This is a genomic window from Pseudomonas sp. LAIL14HWK12:I1, from assembly GCF_003202095.1.
In the GTDB taxonomy this organism is placed as follows: Bacteria; Pseudomonadota; Gammaproteobacteria; order Pseudomonadales; family Pseudomonadaceae; genus Aquipseudomonas; species Aquipseudomonas monteilii.
On sequence record NZ_QJKG01000001.1, the window covers coordinates 378,238 to 393,502 of the forward strand.

Below are 15,265 nucleotides of genomic sequence, written 5' to 3' on the forward strand. Positions count from 1 at the left end.
GCACGCAATGCCCGAATTTCAAGGCTTTCAGCCAGTTAGGAGCGAGTTTTGTTCTAAATCCTACGAATAAATTTGCAACGGAAATTTTACTTGCACCGGGTTTACCCATAAAATCAGCGCGATTGATTCAGCTGCGACATTTGGTCACTGCACCTGCGACACCACGTCGCCGCTTTACTTATTTCAGACTGCAGAGCTGGGTCTCTGTATAAGGATCTCTAGCATGTCCGATTCGGCAGGACTCATCGCCCACAACTGGGGCTTTGCCATCTTCCTCCTGGGTGTCGTCGGCCTGTGTGCCTTCATGCTCGGCCTGTCCAGCCTGCTCGGTAGCAAGGCCTGGGGCCGCGCCAAGAACGAACCCTTCGAATCCGGCATGCTGCCCGTCGGCAGCGCCCGCCTGCGCCTGTCCGCCAAATTCTATCTGGTCGCGATGCTGTTCGTGATCTTCGATATCGAAGCCCTCTTTCTCTTTGCATGGTCTGTGTCCGTCCGCGAAAGCGGCTGGACCGGGTTCGTCGAAGCTCTCGTTTTCATAGCAATTCTGTTGGCAGGTCTTGTCTACCTATGGCGCGTCGGTGCTCTTGATTGGGCTCCCGAAGGTCGCCGCAAGCGGCAAGCGAAGCTGAAACAATGAGGCTTTGGCAATGCAATACAATCTCACCAGAATCGATCCGGATGCGCCCAACGAGCAGTACCCGGTAGGTGAACGGGAAACCGTCACCGACCAACTGCTGGAGGACCAGGTCCACAAGAACATCTTCATGGGCAAACTTGAAGATGTGCTGCGTGGCGCGGTCAACTGGGGTCGCAAGAACTCCCTCTGGCCGTACAACTTCGGCCTGTCCTGCTGCTACGTGGAAATGACCACGGCCTTCACGGCACCCCACGACATCGCCCGCTTCGGCGCCGAAGTCATCCGGGCATCGCCGCGTCAGGCCGACTTCATGGTCATCGCCGGTACCTGCTTCGTCAAAATGGCGCCGATCATCCAGCGCCTGTACGAGCAGATGCTCGAGCCCAAGTGGGTCATCTCCATGGGGTCGTGCGCCAACTCCGGTGGCATGTACGACATTTACTCGGTCGTTCAGGGGGTCGACAAGTTCCTCCCCGTGGACGTCTATGTGCCTGGCTGCCCGCCACGCCCTGAGGCTTTCCTGCAAGGCTTGATGCTGTTGCAGGAGTCGATCGGCCAAGAACGACGCCCGCTTTCCTGGGTTGTTGGTGATCAAGGTATTTACCGTGCCGAGATGCCAGCCCAGAAAGACCTGCGTCGTGAGCAGCGCATTGCAGTAACCAACCTGCGCAGCCCCGACGAAGTCTGATCCAGCGACCTGCCGCCCGCTCCCGAAGGAGCCGGCGGCCTGGCTTCATTCTTAACGTTGACCCAAAGCGACCGAGACCATGACAGCGGACAACGCTATTTTCATTCCGCCCTACAAGGCTGACGACCAGGATGTGGTCGTCGAACTGAACAACCGTTTTGGCGCCGAAGCATTCGTCGCCCAGGAAACCCGCACCGGCATGCCCGTGCTGTGGGTCAAGCGCGCCCAACTCAAAGAGGTGCTCAGCTTCCTGCGTGGCGTGGCCAAGCCGTACAGCATGCTGTACGACCTGCACGGCGTCGACGAACGTCTGCGCACTCAGCGCCGTGGCCTGCCAGCTGCCGACTTCAGCGTGTTCTACCACCTGCTGTCGGTCGAGCGTAACAGCGACGTGATGATCAAGGTGTCGCTGAGCGAAGGCGACCTGAACCTGCCGACCGTGACCGGTATCTGGCCAAACGCCAACTGGTACGAGCGTGAAGTCTGGGACATGTTCGGCATCGACTTCGCCGGCCACCCGCACCTCAGCCGCATCATGATGCCGCCCACCTGGGAAGGCCACCCGCTGCGCAAGGACTACCCGGCCCGTGCCACCGAGTTCGACCCCTACAGCCTGACCCTCGCCAAGCAGCAGCTTGAAGAGGAATCGGCACGCTTCAACCCGGAAGCCTGGGGCATGAAGCGTCAGGGCGCCAACGAGGACTACATGTTCCTCAACCTCGGCCCCAACCACCCTTCGGCGCACGGTGCGTTCCGTATTGTCCTGCAGCTGGACGGTGAAGAGATCGTCGACTGCGTACCGGACATCGGCTACCACCACCGTGGTGCCGAAAAAATGGCCGAGCGCCAGTCCTGGCACAGCTTCATCCCCTACACCGACCGTATCGACTACCTCGGCGGGGTGATGAACAACCTGCCGTACGTGCTCGCGGTCGAGAAGCTGGCCGGTATCAAGGTGCCGCAGAAAGTCGACGTGATTCGCATCATGCTCGCCGAGTTCTTCCGCATCACCAGCCACCTGCTGTTCCTGGGTACCTACATCCAGGACGTCGGCGCCATGACCCCGGTGTTCTTCACCTTCACCGACCGCCAGCGCGCCTACACCGTGATCGAAGCGATCACCGGTTTCCGCCTGCACCCGGCCTGGTACCGTATCGGTGGCGTCGCCCACGACCTGCCGCGCGGTTGGGACAAGCTGGTCAAGGACTTCGTCGAATGGCTGCCCAAGCGCCTCGACGAGTACGAAAAGGCTGCCCTGCAGAACAGCATCCTCAAGGGCCGTACCATCGGCGTTGCCGCGTACAACACCAAGGAAGCCCTGGCCTGGGGTACCACCGGTGCCGGCCTGCGTGCCACCGGTTGCGACTTCGACCTGCGTAAAGCCCGCCCTTACTCCGGCTACGAGAACTTCGAGTTCGAAGTACCGCTGGCCCACAACGGCGATGCCTACGATCGCTGCATGGTCCGTGTCGAGGAGATGCGCCAGAGTATCCGCATCATCGACCAGTGCCTGCGCAACATGCCGGAAGGCCCGTACAAGGCGGATCACCCGCTGACCACGCCGCCGCCGAAAGAGCGCACCCTGCAGCACATCGAAACCCTCATCACGCACTTCCTGCAAGTCTCGTGGGGCCCGGTCATGCCGGCCAACGAGTCGTTCCAGATGATCGAGGCGACCAAGGGCATCAACAGTTACTACCTGACGAGCGATGGCGGCACCATGAGCTACCGCACCCGGATCCGTACCCCGAGCTACCCGCACCTGCAGCAGATCCCTTCGGTGATCAAAGGCAGCATGGTCGCCGACCTCATCGCGTACCTGGGCAGTATCGACTTCGTTATGGCTGACGTGGACCGCTAAGCATGAACAGCACGCTTATCCAGACAGACCGTTTCGCCCTGAGCGAAACCGAGCGCTCGGCCATCGAGCACGAAATGCATCACTACGAGGACCCGCGCGCGGCGTCCATCGAAGCCCTGAAGATCGTCCAGAAGGAACGTGGCTGGGTGCCGGACGGCGCCATCCACGCCATCGGCGAAGTGCTGGGCATCCCGGCCAGCGACGTCGAGGGTGTCGCCACCTTCTACAGCCAGATCTTCCGTCAGCCGGTCGGCCGCCACATCATCCGCGTGTGCGACAGCATGGTCTGCTACATCGGCGGCCATGAGTCCGTGGTCAGCCAGATCCAGAGCGAGCTGGGCATCGGCCTTGGCCAGACCACCGCCGACGGCCGCTTCACCCTGCTGCCCGTATGCTGCCTGGGCAACTGCGACAAGGCCCCGGCACTGATGATCGACGACGACACCTTTGGCGACGTACAGCCGGCTGGCGTTACCAAACTGCTGGAGGGTTACGTATGACCATGACTTCCTTCGGCCCGGCCAACCGCATTGCGCGTACCGCCGAAACCCACCCGCTGACCTGGCGCCTGCGTGACGACGGCGAACCGGTATGGCTGGCCGAGTACGAGTCCAAGAACGGTTATGCCGCAGCGCGCAAAGCGCTGGCGCAGATGTCGGCCGACGACATCGTGCAAAGCGTCAAGGACTCCGGCCTCAAGGGCCGTGGTGGTGCAGGCTTCCCCACTGGCGTGAAGTGGGGCCTGATGCCCAAAGACGAGTCCATGAACATCCGCTACCTGCTGTGCAACGCGGACGAAATGGAGCCGAACACCTGGAAGGACCGCATGCTGATGGAGCAACAGCCCCATCTGCTGGTCGAGGGCATGCTGATCAGCGCCCGCGCCCTGAAGGCCTACCGCGGCTACATCTTCCTGCGTGGCGAGTACACCACCGCAGCGAAAAACCTCAACCGCGCCATCGATGAAGCCAAGGCTGCAGGCCTGCTAGGCAAGAACATCCTGGGCAGCGGTTTCGATTTCGAGCTGTTCGTGCACACCGGTGCCGGCCGCTACATCTGCGGCGAAGAAACCGCCCTGATCAACTCGCTGGAAGGCCGCCGCGCCAACCCGCGCTCCAAGCCGCCCTTCCCTGCCGCCGTGGGCGTGTGGGGCAAGCCGACGTGCGTGAACAACGTCGAAACCCTGTGCAACGTGCCGGCCATCGTCGCCAACGGCAACGACTGGTACAAGTCGCTGGCCCGTGAAGGCAGCGAAGACCACGGCACCAAGCTGATGGGCTTCTCCGGCAAGGTGAAAAACCCTGGCCTGTGGGAACTGCCGTTCGGCGTCACCGCCCGCGAGCTGTTCGAAGACTACGCCGGTGGCATGCGCGACGGCTTCAAGCTCAAGTGCTGGCAGCCAGGCGGCGCCGGTACCGGCTTCCTGCTGCCCGAGCACCTCGACGCGCAGATGTACGCCGGTGGCATCGCCAAGGTCGGCACCCGTATGGGTACCGGTCTGGCCATGGCGGTGGACGACAGCATCAACATGGTGTCGCTGCTGCGCAACATGGAAGAGTTCTTCGCCCGCGAGTCGTGCGGCTGGTGCACCCCCTGCCGTGACGGCCTGCCGTGGAGCGTAAAGATGCTGCGCGCACTGGAGAAAGGCCAGGGCCGCGCCGAAGACATCGAGACGCTGCTGGGCCTGGTCAACTTCCTCGGCCCTGGCCGTACCTTCTGTGCTCACGCACCCGGTGCCGTCGAGCCGCTGGGCAGTGCCATCAAATACTTCCGGTCCGAGTTCGAGGCCGGTGTCGCTCCAGCTACTGCTGGCGATGCCCTGCGCCCCAACCTGGCCAAGCCAATCCAGGCTGGGCCGAGCGTGGTCGGCGCATAACAAGATGATTGAGGCGGGTGGTCCGTGCCACTCGCCAGCTTGTCGGCAGGCCCGAGAAATCGTGGCGTGCCGCAAGCTCACCGATTTCCATTAGCCACGCCCGCTAACGCGGGCCAACGAAGAACTTTGAACAATGGCCACTATCCACGTAGACGGCAAAGCGCTCGAAGTCAACGGTGCAGACAACCTGTTACAGGCCTGTCTGTCGCTCGGCCTCGACATCCCTTATTTCTGCTGGCACCCGGCGCTTGGTAGCGTTGGCGCCTGCCGGCAGTGCGCGGTCAAGCAGTACACCGACGAGAACGACACCCGCGGTCGTATCGTCATGTCCTGCATGACCCCTGCCTCCGACGGCACCTGGATCTCCATCGACGATGAAGAGTCCAAGGCGTTTCGCGCCAGCGTCGTCGAATGGCTGATGACCAACCACCCGCACGACTGCCCGGTGTGCGAGGAAGGCGGTCACTGCCACCTGCAGGACATGACGGTAATGACCGGCCACAACGAGCGCCGCTACCGTTTCACCAAGCGTACCCACCAGAACCAGGACCTCGGCCCGTTCATCGCCCATGAGATGAACCGCTGCATCGCCTGCTACCGCTGCGTGCGCTACTACAAGGACTACGCCGGTGGTACCGACCTGGGCGTTTACGGCGCCCACGACAACGTGTACTTCGGCCGCGTCGAAGACGGCGTGCTGGAAAGCGAATTCTCCGGCAACCTGACCGAGGTCTGCCCGACCGGCGTGTTCACCGACAAGACCCACTCCGAGCGCTACAACCGCAAGTGGGACATGCAGTTCGCCCCGAGCATCTGCCACGGCTGCTCCAGCGGCTGCAACATCAGCCCGGGTGAGCGTTACGGCGAACTGCGCCGCATCGAAAACCGCTTCAACGGTTCGGTCAACCAGTACTTCCTGTGCGACCGTGGCCGCTTCGGTTACGGCTACGTCAACCGCAAGGACCGCCCACGCCAGCCGCAACTGGCCGACGGCACCAAGCTGGGCCTTGACGCTGCCCTGGACAAAGCCGCCGACCTGCTGCGCGGCCGCACCATCGTCGGCATCGGCTCGCCACGCGCCAGCCTGGAAAGCAACTACGGCCTGCGTGAGCTGGTCGGCGCCGACTACTTCTACTCGGGTATGGAAGCCGGCGAGCTGGCCCGCGTGCGCCTGGCCCTGAACGTGCTGAACAACAGCCCGCTGCCAGTGCCGACCCTGCGCGACATCGAAGACCACGACGCGGTGTTCGTGCTCGGTGAAGACCTGACCCAGACCGCTGCCCGCGTTGCCCTGTCCGTGCGCCAGGCCACCAAAGGCAAGGCCGAGGCCATGGCCGAAGCCATGAAAGTGCAGCCGTGGCTCGACGCCGCCGTGAAGAACATTGGCCAGCACGCGCTGTACCCACTGTTCATCGCCTCCCTGGCTGAAACCAAGCTGGACGACGTTGCCGAAGAGTGCGTACACGCCGCCCCGGCCGACCTGGCCCGCATCGGCTTCGCCGTGGCCCACGCCATCGACCCGAGCGCACCTGCCGTTGCTGGCCTGGACGACGAAGCCAAGGCCCTGGCCCAGCGCATCGCCGACGCCCTGGTCGCTGCCAAGCGCCCACTGGTGGTCGCCGGTACGTCCCTGGCCGACCCGGCGCTGATCGAAGCTGCCGCCAACATCGCCAAGGCCCTGAAGCTGCGCGAGAAGAACGGCTCGCTGAGCCTGGTGGTGCCTGAAGCCAACAGCATCGGCCTGGCCATGCTCGGTGGCGAGTCCGTCGATGCTGCGCTGGACGCCGTCATCAGCGGCAAGGCCGACGCCATTGTCGTGCTGGAAAACGACCTGTACGCCCGCGTACCGGCCGCCAAGGTCGACGCAGCCCTGGCTGCGGCCAAGGTGGTGATCGTTGCCGACCACTCGAAAACCCCGACGGTCGACCGCGCCCACCTGGTGCTGCCGGCTGCCTCGTTCGCCGAAGGCGACGGCACCCTGGTCAGCCAGGAAGGCCGTGCCCAGCGCTTCTTCCAGGTGTTCGACCCGCAATACCTGGACAGCAGCATCCAGATCCACGAAGGCTGGCGCTGGATGCACGCCCTGCGTGCCACCCTGCTGAACAAGCCGGTCGACTGGACCCAACTGGACCACGTCACCAGTGCCTGCGCCGAAGCTGCCCCGCAACTGGCCGGCATCGTCAACGCCGCCCCAAGCGCCGCGTTCCGCATCAAGGGCATGAAGCTGGCCCGTGAGCCGCTGCGCTACTCTGGCCGCACCGCCATGCGCGCCAACATCAGCGTGCACGAACCGCGCACCCCGCAAGACAAGGACACCGCGTTCGCCTTCTCCATGGAAGGCTACTCGGGCTCCGCCGAACCGCGCCAACAGGTGCCGTTCGCCTGGTCCCCGGGCTGGAACTCGCCGCAAGCCTGGAACAAGTTTCAGGATGAAGTCGGTGGCCACCTGCGTGCCGGTGACCCGGGCGTGCGCCTGATCGAGTCGCAAGGCGACCGCCTGAGCTGGTTCACCGCCATTCCGGGGGCCTTCAACCCGGCCCGTGGTACCTGGACCGCTGTGCCGTTCTTCCACCTGTTCGGCAGCGAAGAAAGCTCCTCGCGCGCCGCCCCGGTGCAAGAGCGCATCCCGGCAGCCTACGTGGCCCTGGCCAAGTCCGAAGCCGACCGCCTGGGCGTCAACGACGGTGCCCTGCTGAGCCTGAACGTGGCCGGTGTGGCCCTGCGCCTGCCGCTGCGCATCAATGAAGAGCTGGGCGCAGGCCTGGTCGCGTTGCCGAAAGGCCTGGCCGGCATTCCGCCTGCCATCTTCGGTGCATCCGTCGAAGGTCTGCAGGAGGCAGCACAATGAGCTGGTTCACCCCCGAAGTAATCGACGTGATCCTCACCGTGCTGCGGGCCATCGTGGTCCTGCTGGCGGTAGTGGTCTGCGGCGCGCTGCTCAGCTTCGTCGAGCGCCGCCTGCTGGGCTGGTGGCAGGACCGTTACGGCCCGAACCGCGTAGGCCCGTTCGGTATGTTCCAGATCGCAGCCGACATGCTGAAGATGTTCTTCAAGGAAGACTGGAACCCACCTTTCGTCGACCGCGTCATCTTCACCCTGGCACCGGTCGTGGCCATGAGCGCCCTGCTCATTGCCTTCGTGGTCATCCCGATCACCCCGACCTGGGGCGTTGCCGACCTGAACATCGGCCTGCTGTTCTTCTTCGCCATGGCCGGCCTGTCGGTCTACGCGGTGCTGTTCGCCGGCTGGTCGTCGAACAACAAGTACGCCCTGCTGGGCAGCTTGCGTGCTTCGGCACAGACCGTGTCGTACGAAGTGTTCCTGGGCCTGGCGCTGATGGGCGTGGTGGTGCAGGTGGGCTCGTTCAACATGCGCGACATCGTTGAATACCAGGCCCAGAACCTGTGGTTCATCATTCCGCAGTTCTTCGGCTTCTGCACCTTCTTCATCGCTGGCGTCGCCGTGACCCACCGTCACCCGTTCGACCAGCCAGAAGCAGAACAGGAACTGGCCGACGGTTACCACATCGAGTATGCCGGCATGAAATGGGGCATGTTCTTCGTCGGTGAGTACATCGGCATCATCCTCATCTCGGCGCTGCTGGTAACCCTGTTCTTCGGCGGCTGGCACGGCCCGTTCGGCATCCTGCCGCAACTGTCGTTCCTGTGGTTCGCGCTGAAGACCGCGTTCTTCATCATGCTGTTCATCCTGCTGCGCGCCTCGATCCCGCGCCCACGCTATGACCAGGTGATGGACTTCAGCTGGAAGTTCTGCCTGCCGCTGACCCTGATCAATTTGCTGGTGACCGCTGCGATCGTGCTCTACAACACGCCAGCCGTCGCGGCCCAGTGAGGATTTGACCCATGTTCAAGTATATCGGCGACATCGTTAAGGGCACCGGCACACAGCTGCGCAGCCTGGCCATGGTGTTCTCCCACGGGTTCCGCAAGCGCGACACCCTGCAATACCCCGAAGAACCCGTGTACCTGCCGCCGCGCTACCGCGGCCGCATCGTCCTCACCCGCGACCCCGATGGCGAGGAGCGCTGCGTAGCGTGCAACCTCTGCGCGGTGGCCTGCCCGGTTGGCTGCATCTCGCTGCAGAAAGCCGAGACCGAGGACGGCCGTTGGTACCCGGAATTCTTCCGCATCAACTTCTCGCGTTGCATTTTCTGCGGCCTGTGTGAAGAAGCGTGCCCGACCACTGCGATCCAGCTGACGCCGGATTTCGAAATGGCCGAGTTCAAGCGTCAGGACCTGGTGTACGAGAAAGAAGATCTGCTGATCTCCGGCCCCGGCAAAAACCCTGACTACAACTTCTACCGTGTTGCGGGTATGGCCATCGCTGGCAAGCCGAAAGGCGCTGCGCAGAACGAAGCCGAGCCGATCAACGTGAAGAGCTTGCTCCCATAAGGACAGAAAGATGGAATTCGCTTTCTACTTCGCATCCGGGATCGCCGTGGTCTCCACCCTTCGGGTGGTGACCGGTACCAACCCCGTGCACGCCTTGCTTTACCTGATCATTTCGCTGATTTCCGTGGCCATGATCTTCTTCTCCCTGGGTGCGCCGTTCGCCGGCGCCCTGGAAGTGATCGCCTACGCCGGCGCCATCATGGTGCTGTTCGTGTTCGTGGTGATGATGCTCAACCTGGGGCCGGCTTCGGTCGCCCAGGAACGGGGCTGGCTCAAGCCCGGCATCTGGGTCGGGCCAGTGATCCTCGGCGCCCTGCTGCTGGCAGAGCTGCTGTACGTGCTGTTCGTCACCCCGAGCGGCGCTGGCATCAGTGGTACCACCGTGGGCCCGAAAGCAGTGGGTATCAGCCTGTTCGGCCCTTACCTGCTGGTGGTCGAACTGGCTTCGATGCTGCTGCTGGCTGCAGCCGTCACCGCCTTCCACCTGGGCCGCAACGAGGCGAAGGAGTAAATCATGGGTGCTATCCCTCTCGAGCACGGTCTGGCAGTCGCCGGCATCCTGTTCTGCTTAGGTCTGGTTGGCCTGATGGTCCGCCGCAACATCCTCTTCGTGCTCATGAGCCTGGAAGTCATGATGAACGCCTCTGCCCTGGCGTTCGTCGTCGCCGGTGCCCGTTGGGTCCAGCCCGACGGCCAGGTGATGTTCATTCTGGTGATCAGCCTGGCAGCCGCCGAGGCCAGTATTGGCTTGGCCATCCTGCTGCAACTGTATCGCCGCTTCCACACTCTCGACATCGATGCTGCCAGTGAGATGCGCGGATGAACCTTCTCTTCCTGACTTTCGTCTTCCCCCTCGTCGGCTTCCTGCTGCTGTCGTTCTCGCGCGGTCGGTTCTCGGAGAACCTGTCCGCCCTGATCGGCGTCGGCTCGGTGGGCCTTTCGGCCGCCACCGCCGCCTATGTCATCTGGCAATTCAACGTCGCCCCGCCTGAAGGCGGCGCGTACAGCCAGCTGCTGTGGCAGTGGATGTCGGTGGACGGCTTTGCGCCGAACTTCACCCTGTACCTGGACGGCCTGTCGGTCACCATGCTGGGCGTGGTCACTGGCGTGGGCTTCCTGATCCACCTGTTCGCCTCTTGGTACATGCGTGGCGAAGCCGGCTACTCGCGCTTCTTCTCGTACACCAACCTGTTCATCGCCAGCATGCTGTTCCTGATCCTGGGCGATAACCTGCTGTTCATCTACTTCGGCTGGGAAGGCGTGGGCCTGTGCTCGTACCTGTTGATCGGTTTCTACTACAGCAACCGCAACAACGGTAACGCGGCACTCAAGGCCTTCATCGTCACCCGTATCGGCGACGTGTTCATGGCCATCGGCCTGTTCATCCTGTTCGCCCAGCTGGGTACCCTGAACGTGCAGGAACTGCTGGTGCTGGCACCGCAGAAGTTCCAGGCGGGCGACACCTGGATGGTGTTGGCAACCCTGATGCTGCTGGGTGGTGCGGTCGGTAAATCGGCCCAGCTGCCACTGCAGACCTGGCTCGCCGACGCAATGGCAGGCCCGACCCCGGTTTCGGCACTGATCCACGCCGCGACCATGGTGACCGCGGGCGTGTACCTGATCGCCCGTACCAATGGCCTGTTCCTGCTGGCGCCGGACATCCTGCACCTGGTAGGCGTTGTCGGCGGTGTGACCCTGGTGCTGGCCGGCTTCGCCGCACTGGTACAGACCGACATCAAGCGTATCCTCGCCTACTCGACCATGAGCCAGATCGGCTACATGTTCCTGGCCTTGGGCGTCGGTGCCTGGGACGCGGCGATCTTCCACCTGATGACCCACGCCTTCTTCAAGGCCCTGCTGTTCCTTGCCTCCGGCGCGGTGATCGTTGCCTGCCACCACGAGCAAAACATCTTCAAGATGGGCGGCCTGTGGAAGAAGCTACCACTGGCTTACGCCAGCTTCGTGGTCGGTGGCGCTGCCCTGGCGGCACTGCCAATCGTGACCGTGGGCTTCTACTCCAAGGACGAGATCCTCTGGGAAGCCTTCGCCAGCGGTAACACCGGCCTGCTGTACGCTGGCCTGGTGGGTGCGTTCATGACCTCGCTGTACACCTTCCGCCTGATCTTCATCGCCTTCCACGGCGAAGCCAAGACCGAAGCCCACGCCGGCCACGGCATCAGCCACTGGCTGCCGCTGGGTGTGCTGATCGTGCTGTCGACCGCCGTCGGTGCCTGGATTCACCCGCCGCTGGCAGGCGTGCTGCCTGAAAGCGCCGGCCATGCCGGTGGCGAAGCCAAGCACGCGTTGGAGATCACCTCCGGTGCCATCGCCATCGCCGGTATCCTGCTGTCCGCCCTGCTGTTCCTGGGCAAGCGCACCTTCGTCAGCGCAGTTGCCAACAGCGGCATCGGCCGCGTCCTGTCGGCCTGGTGGTTCGCCGCCTGGGGCTTCGACTGGATCTACGACAAGCTCTTCGTCAAACCGTACCTGCTGATCAGCCACATCCTGCGCAAGGACCCGGTTGACCGCAGCATCGGCCTGATTCCTCGGATGGCGCGTGGCGGCCACGTCGCCATGAGCAAGACCGAGACGGGCCAACTGCGCTGGTACACCGCCTCTATCGCCGTGGGTGCCGTGCTGGTGCTCGGCGCTGTGGTAGTGGCTGCGGTATGACTATGAATCTTGCGACTTTGCCAAAGGAAACCAACCCGTCATGATTTTGCCTTGGCTGATCCTGATCCCCTTCATCGGCGGCTTCCTGTGCTGGCTGGGTGAGCGCTTCGGCGCCACCCTGCCGCGCTGGATCGCGCTGCTGACCATGTCCCTGCTGCTCGGCATCGGCCTCTGGCTGTGGGGCACCGGCGACTACACCCTCGCCCCCGCTCCGGGCGCCGAGCCTGCCTGGGCCCTGGAATACAAAGTCCAGTGGATCCAGCGCTTCGGCATCAGCATCCACCTGGCCCTCGACGGCCTGTCGCTGCTGATGATCCTGCTCACCGGCCTGCTCGGTGTGCTGTCGGTACTGTGCTCCTGGAAAGAGATCCAGCGTCACGTCGGCTTCTTCCACCTCAACCTGATGTGGATCCTCGGCGGCGTGGTCGGTGTTTTCCTGGCCCTGGACCTGTTCCTGTTCTTCTTCTTCTGGGAAATGATGCTGGTGCCGATGTACTTCCTCATCGCGCTCTGGGGTCACAGCTCGGCAGACGGCAAGAAAACCCGGATCTACGCGGCGACCAAGTTCTTCATCTTCACCCAGGCCAGCGGCCTGATCATGCTGGTGGCGATCCTGGGCCTGGTGCTGGTCAACTACAACACCACCGGCGTGCTCACCTTCAACTACAGCGACCTGCTCAAGGCCGAGTTGCCAGCCGGTGTCGAGTACGTGCTGATGCTGGGCTTTTTCATCGCCTTCGCGGTGAAGCTGCCAGTGGTGCCGTTCCACTCCTGGCTGCCTGACGCTCACGCCCAGGCACCGACCGCAGGCTCCGTGGACCTGGCCGGTATCTTGCTGAAGACTGCGGCCTACGGCCTGCTGCGCTTTGCACTGCCGCTGTTCCCGAACGCCTCGGCAGAGTTCGCGCCCATCGCCATGACCCTGGGCCTGATCGGTATCTTCTACGGTGCCTTCCTGGCCTTTGCCCAAACCGACATCAAGCGCCTGATCGCCTTCTCCAGCGTCTCGCACATGGGCTTCGTGCTGATCGGCATCTACTCCGGCAGCCAGCAGGCCCTGCAAGGCGCGGTGATCCAGATGCTGGCCCATGGCCTGTCGGCCGCCGCACTGTTCATCCTGTCTGGCCAGCTGTACGAGCGCCTGCACACCCGTGACATGCGCCAGATGGGCGGCCTGTGGCATCGTATTGCCTACCTGCCGGCCATCAGCCTGTTCTTCGCGGCGGCATCGCTGGGCCTGCCAGGTACCGGCAACTTCGTCGGCGAGTTCCTGATCCTGATCGGCAGCTTCGTGCATGTGCCGTGGATCACCGTCATCGCCACCACCGGCCTGGTCTTCGGTTCGGTGTACTCGCTGATCATGATCCACCGCGCCTACTTCGGCCCGGCCAAGAGCGATACCGTGCTGGCCGGCATGGACGGTCGCGAGCTGGTCATGGTGTTGGGCCTGGCGGTATTGCTGATCCTGCTGGGCGTGTATCCGCAGCCGTTCCTCGACACCTCTGCAGCCACCATGAGTGGTGTGCAGCAGTGGCTCGGTTCCGCTTTCACTCAACTCGCTTCGGCCCGGTAAGAGCGCTATGGAATTCACCACTCAACACTTCATCGCATTGGCGCCGATGCTGATCACCACCATCACCACGGTGGTGGTGATGCTGGCGATCGCCTGGAAGCGCAACCACTCGCAGACCTTCCTGCTGTCCACCGTGGGCCTTAACCTGGCCCTGCTGTCGATCCTGCCGGCGCTGAAGGTTGCGCCACTGGCGGTCACCCCGCTGATCACCATCGACAAGTTCGCCTGCCTGTACATGGCGATCATCCTGGTGGCGACGCTGGCTTGCGTCACCCTGGCCCACGCCTACCTTGGCGAAGGGTCCAAGGGCTTCCCAGGCAACCGTGAAGAACTGTACCTGCTGCTGCTGATGTCGGCCCTGGGTGGCCTGGTGCTGGTCAGCGCCAACCACCTGGCCGGCCTGTTCATCGGCCTGGAGCTGCTGTCGGTACCGGTCTACGGCCTGGTGGCGTATGCCTTCTTCAACAAGCGGTCACTGGAAGCCGGCATCAAGTACATGGTGCTGTCGGCTGCCGGTTCCGCCTTCCTGCTGTTCGGCATGGCCCTGCTGTACGCCGATGCCGGTAGCCTGAGCTTCGACCAGATCGGCAAGGCACTGGCAACCACCAGCATGCCAAGCCTGGTGGCCCAACTGGGCCTGGGCATGATGCTGGTTGGCCTGGCCTTCAAGCTGTCGCTGGTGCCGTTCCACCTGTGGACCCCGGACGTGTACGAAGGCGCCCCGGCGCCGGTCGCCGCGTTCCTGGCCACCGCCAGCAAGGTTGCGGTATTCGCCGTGGTGGTGCGCCTGTTCATGCTCTCCCCTGCTGCCAGCAGCGGCGTGCTGAGCACCGTACTGGCAGTCATCGCCGTCGCTTCGATCCTGATCGGTAACCTGCTGGCGCTGACCCAGAGCAACCTCAAGCGCCTGCTGGGTTACTCGTCCATCGCCCACTTCGGTTACCTGGTCATTGCGTTGGTCGCCAGCAAGGGCCTGGCCCTGGAAGCCATGGGTGTGTACCTGGTCACCTACGTGATCACCAGCCTGGGCGCGTTCGGTGTCATCACCCTGATGTCCTCGCCATACGGCGGCCGTGACGCCGATGCGCTGTACGAGTACCGCGGCCTGTTCTGGCGTCGCCCGTACCTGACCGCAGTACTGACCGTGATGATGCTGTCGCTGGCGGGTATCCCGCTGACCGCTGGTTTCATCGGCAAGTTCTACATCATTGCCACCGGCGTCGAGTCGCACCTGTGGTGGTTGGTCGGTGCGCTGGTGATCGGTAGCGCCATCGGCGTGTACTACTACCTGCGCGTCATGGTCACCCTGTACCTGGTCGAGCCGAACCTGCGTCGCCACGACGCCCCGCTGAAGTGGGAGCAGCGCACCGGTGGCGTCATGCTGCTGGCCATTGCCATTCTCGCCTTCGTGCTGGGTGTGTACCCGCAGCCACTGCTGGAACTGGTTCAGCAAGCCGGCTTGCAACTGATCGGCTGATTGCCCCGGCAGTTTCGGCAAAACAAAACACCCCGCCTAGGCGGGGTGTTTTTTTATCTGCATGTTTT

General features: G+C 63.3%; 13 protein-coding genes. All 13 read left to right on the forward strand.

What is annotated here, in order from left to right:
* Window positions 1–223: 223 nt before the first annotated feature.
* The 13 genes from D906_RS01805 (at window position 224) to nuoN (ending at window position 15,197) form a co-directional block, all read left to right on the forward strand.
* Window positions 224–637 (forward strand): NADH-quinone oxidoreductase subunit A, encoded by a 414-nt coding sequence (locus D906_RS01805; RefSeq protein WP_003251427.1) that lies wholly within the window; start codon window positions 224–226, stop codon window positions 635–637.
* A gap of 10 nt (window positions 638–647) precedes the next feature.
* Window positions 648–1,325 carry an NADH-quinone oxidoreductase subunit B family protein gene (locus tag D906_RS01810; protein ID WP_003251429.1) on the forward strand — a complete coding sequence of 226 codons (678 nt, stop codon included), beginning with the start codon at window positions 648–650 and terminating at the stop codon, window positions 1,323–1,325.
* A gap of 79 nt (window positions 1,326–1,404) precedes the next feature.
* Window positions 1,405–3,186 carry an NADH-quinone oxidoreductase subunit C/D gene (gene nuoC / locus D906_RS01815; RefSeq protein ID WP_019098402.1) on the forward strand — a complete coding sequence of 594 codons (1,782 nt, stop codon included), beginning with the start codon at window positions 1,405–1,407 and terminating at the stop codon, window positions 3,184–3,186.
* Between the two features lie 2 nt (window positions 3,187–3,188).
* Window positions 3,189–3,686 (forward strand): NADH-quinone oxidoreductase subunit NuoE, encoded by a 498-nt coding sequence (gene nuoE / locus D906_RS01820; protein ID WP_012273294.1) that lies wholly within the window; start codon window positions 3,189–3,191, stop codon window positions 3,684–3,686.
* Complete coding sequence (gene nuoF / locus D906_RS01825; protein ID WP_019098403.1) at window positions 3,683–5,062, forward strand: NADH-quinone oxidoreductase subunit NuoF; 1,380 nt, start codon at window positions 3,683–3,685, stop codon at window positions 5,060–5,062. Before nuoE ends, nuoF begins: the two co-directional genes overlap by 4 nt.
* 133 nt (window positions 5,063–5,195) lie before the next feature.
* Window positions 5,196–7,910 carry an NADH-quinone oxidoreductase subunit NuoG gene (gene nuoG / locus D906_RS01830; protein WP_025753366.1) on the forward strand — a complete coding sequence of 905 codons (2,715 nt, stop codon included), beginning with the start codon at window positions 5,196–5,198 and terminating at the stop codon, window positions 7,908–7,910.
* A complete protein-coding gene (gene nuoH / locus D906_RS01835; RefSeq protein WP_003251440.1) occupies window positions 7,907–8,914 on the forward strand; it encodes an NADH-quinone oxidoreductase subunit NuoH in 1,008 nt (335 codons plus the stop codon). Before nuoG ends, nuoH begins: the two co-directional genes overlap by 4 nt.
* Before the next feature lie 11 nt (window positions 8,915–8,925).
* Window positions 8,926–9,474, forward strand: coding sequence for an NADH-quinone oxidoreductase subunit NuoI (gene nuoI / locus D906_RS01840; protein ID WP_016488223.1), 549 nt, complete (start codon window positions 8,926–8,928; stop codon window positions 9,472–9,474).
* A 10-nt stretch (window positions 9,475–9,484) separates the two neighbouring features.
* Entirely contained in the window at window positions 9,485–9,985 is a 501-nt protein-coding gene (nuoJ, locus tag D906_RS01845) for an NADH-quinone oxidoreductase subunit J (RefSeq protein WP_016711598.1), read from the forward strand.
* A gap of 3 nt (window positions 9,986–9,988) precedes the next feature.
* Complete coding sequence (nuoK, locus tag D906_RS01850; protein ID WP_003251446.1) at window positions 9,989–10,297, forward strand: NADH-quinone oxidoreductase subunit NuoK; 309 nt, start codon at window positions 9,989–9,991, stop codon at window positions 10,295–10,297.
* Window positions 10,294–12,147 (forward strand): NADH-quinone oxidoreductase subunit L, encoded by a 1,854-nt coding sequence (gene nuoL / locus D906_RS01855; protein ID WP_016711599.1) that lies wholly within the window; start codon window positions 10,294–10,296, stop codon window positions 12,145–12,147. Before nuoK ends, nuoL begins: the two co-directional genes overlap by 4 nt.
* A 40-nt stretch (window positions 12,148–12,187) precedes the next feature.
* Entirely contained in the window at window positions 12,188–13,720 is a 1,533-nt protein-coding gene (nuoM, locus tag D906_RS01860) for an NADH-quinone oxidoreductase subunit M (protein WP_016711600.1), read from the forward strand.
* 7 nt (window positions 13,721–13,727) lie between these two features.
* Entirely contained in the window at window positions 13,728–15,197 is a 1,470-nt protein-coding gene (nuoN, locus tag D906_RS01865) for an NADH-quinone oxidoreductase subunit NuoN (RefSeq protein WP_012273301.1), read from the forward strand.
* Window positions 15,198–15,265 lie beyond the last annotated feature (68 nt).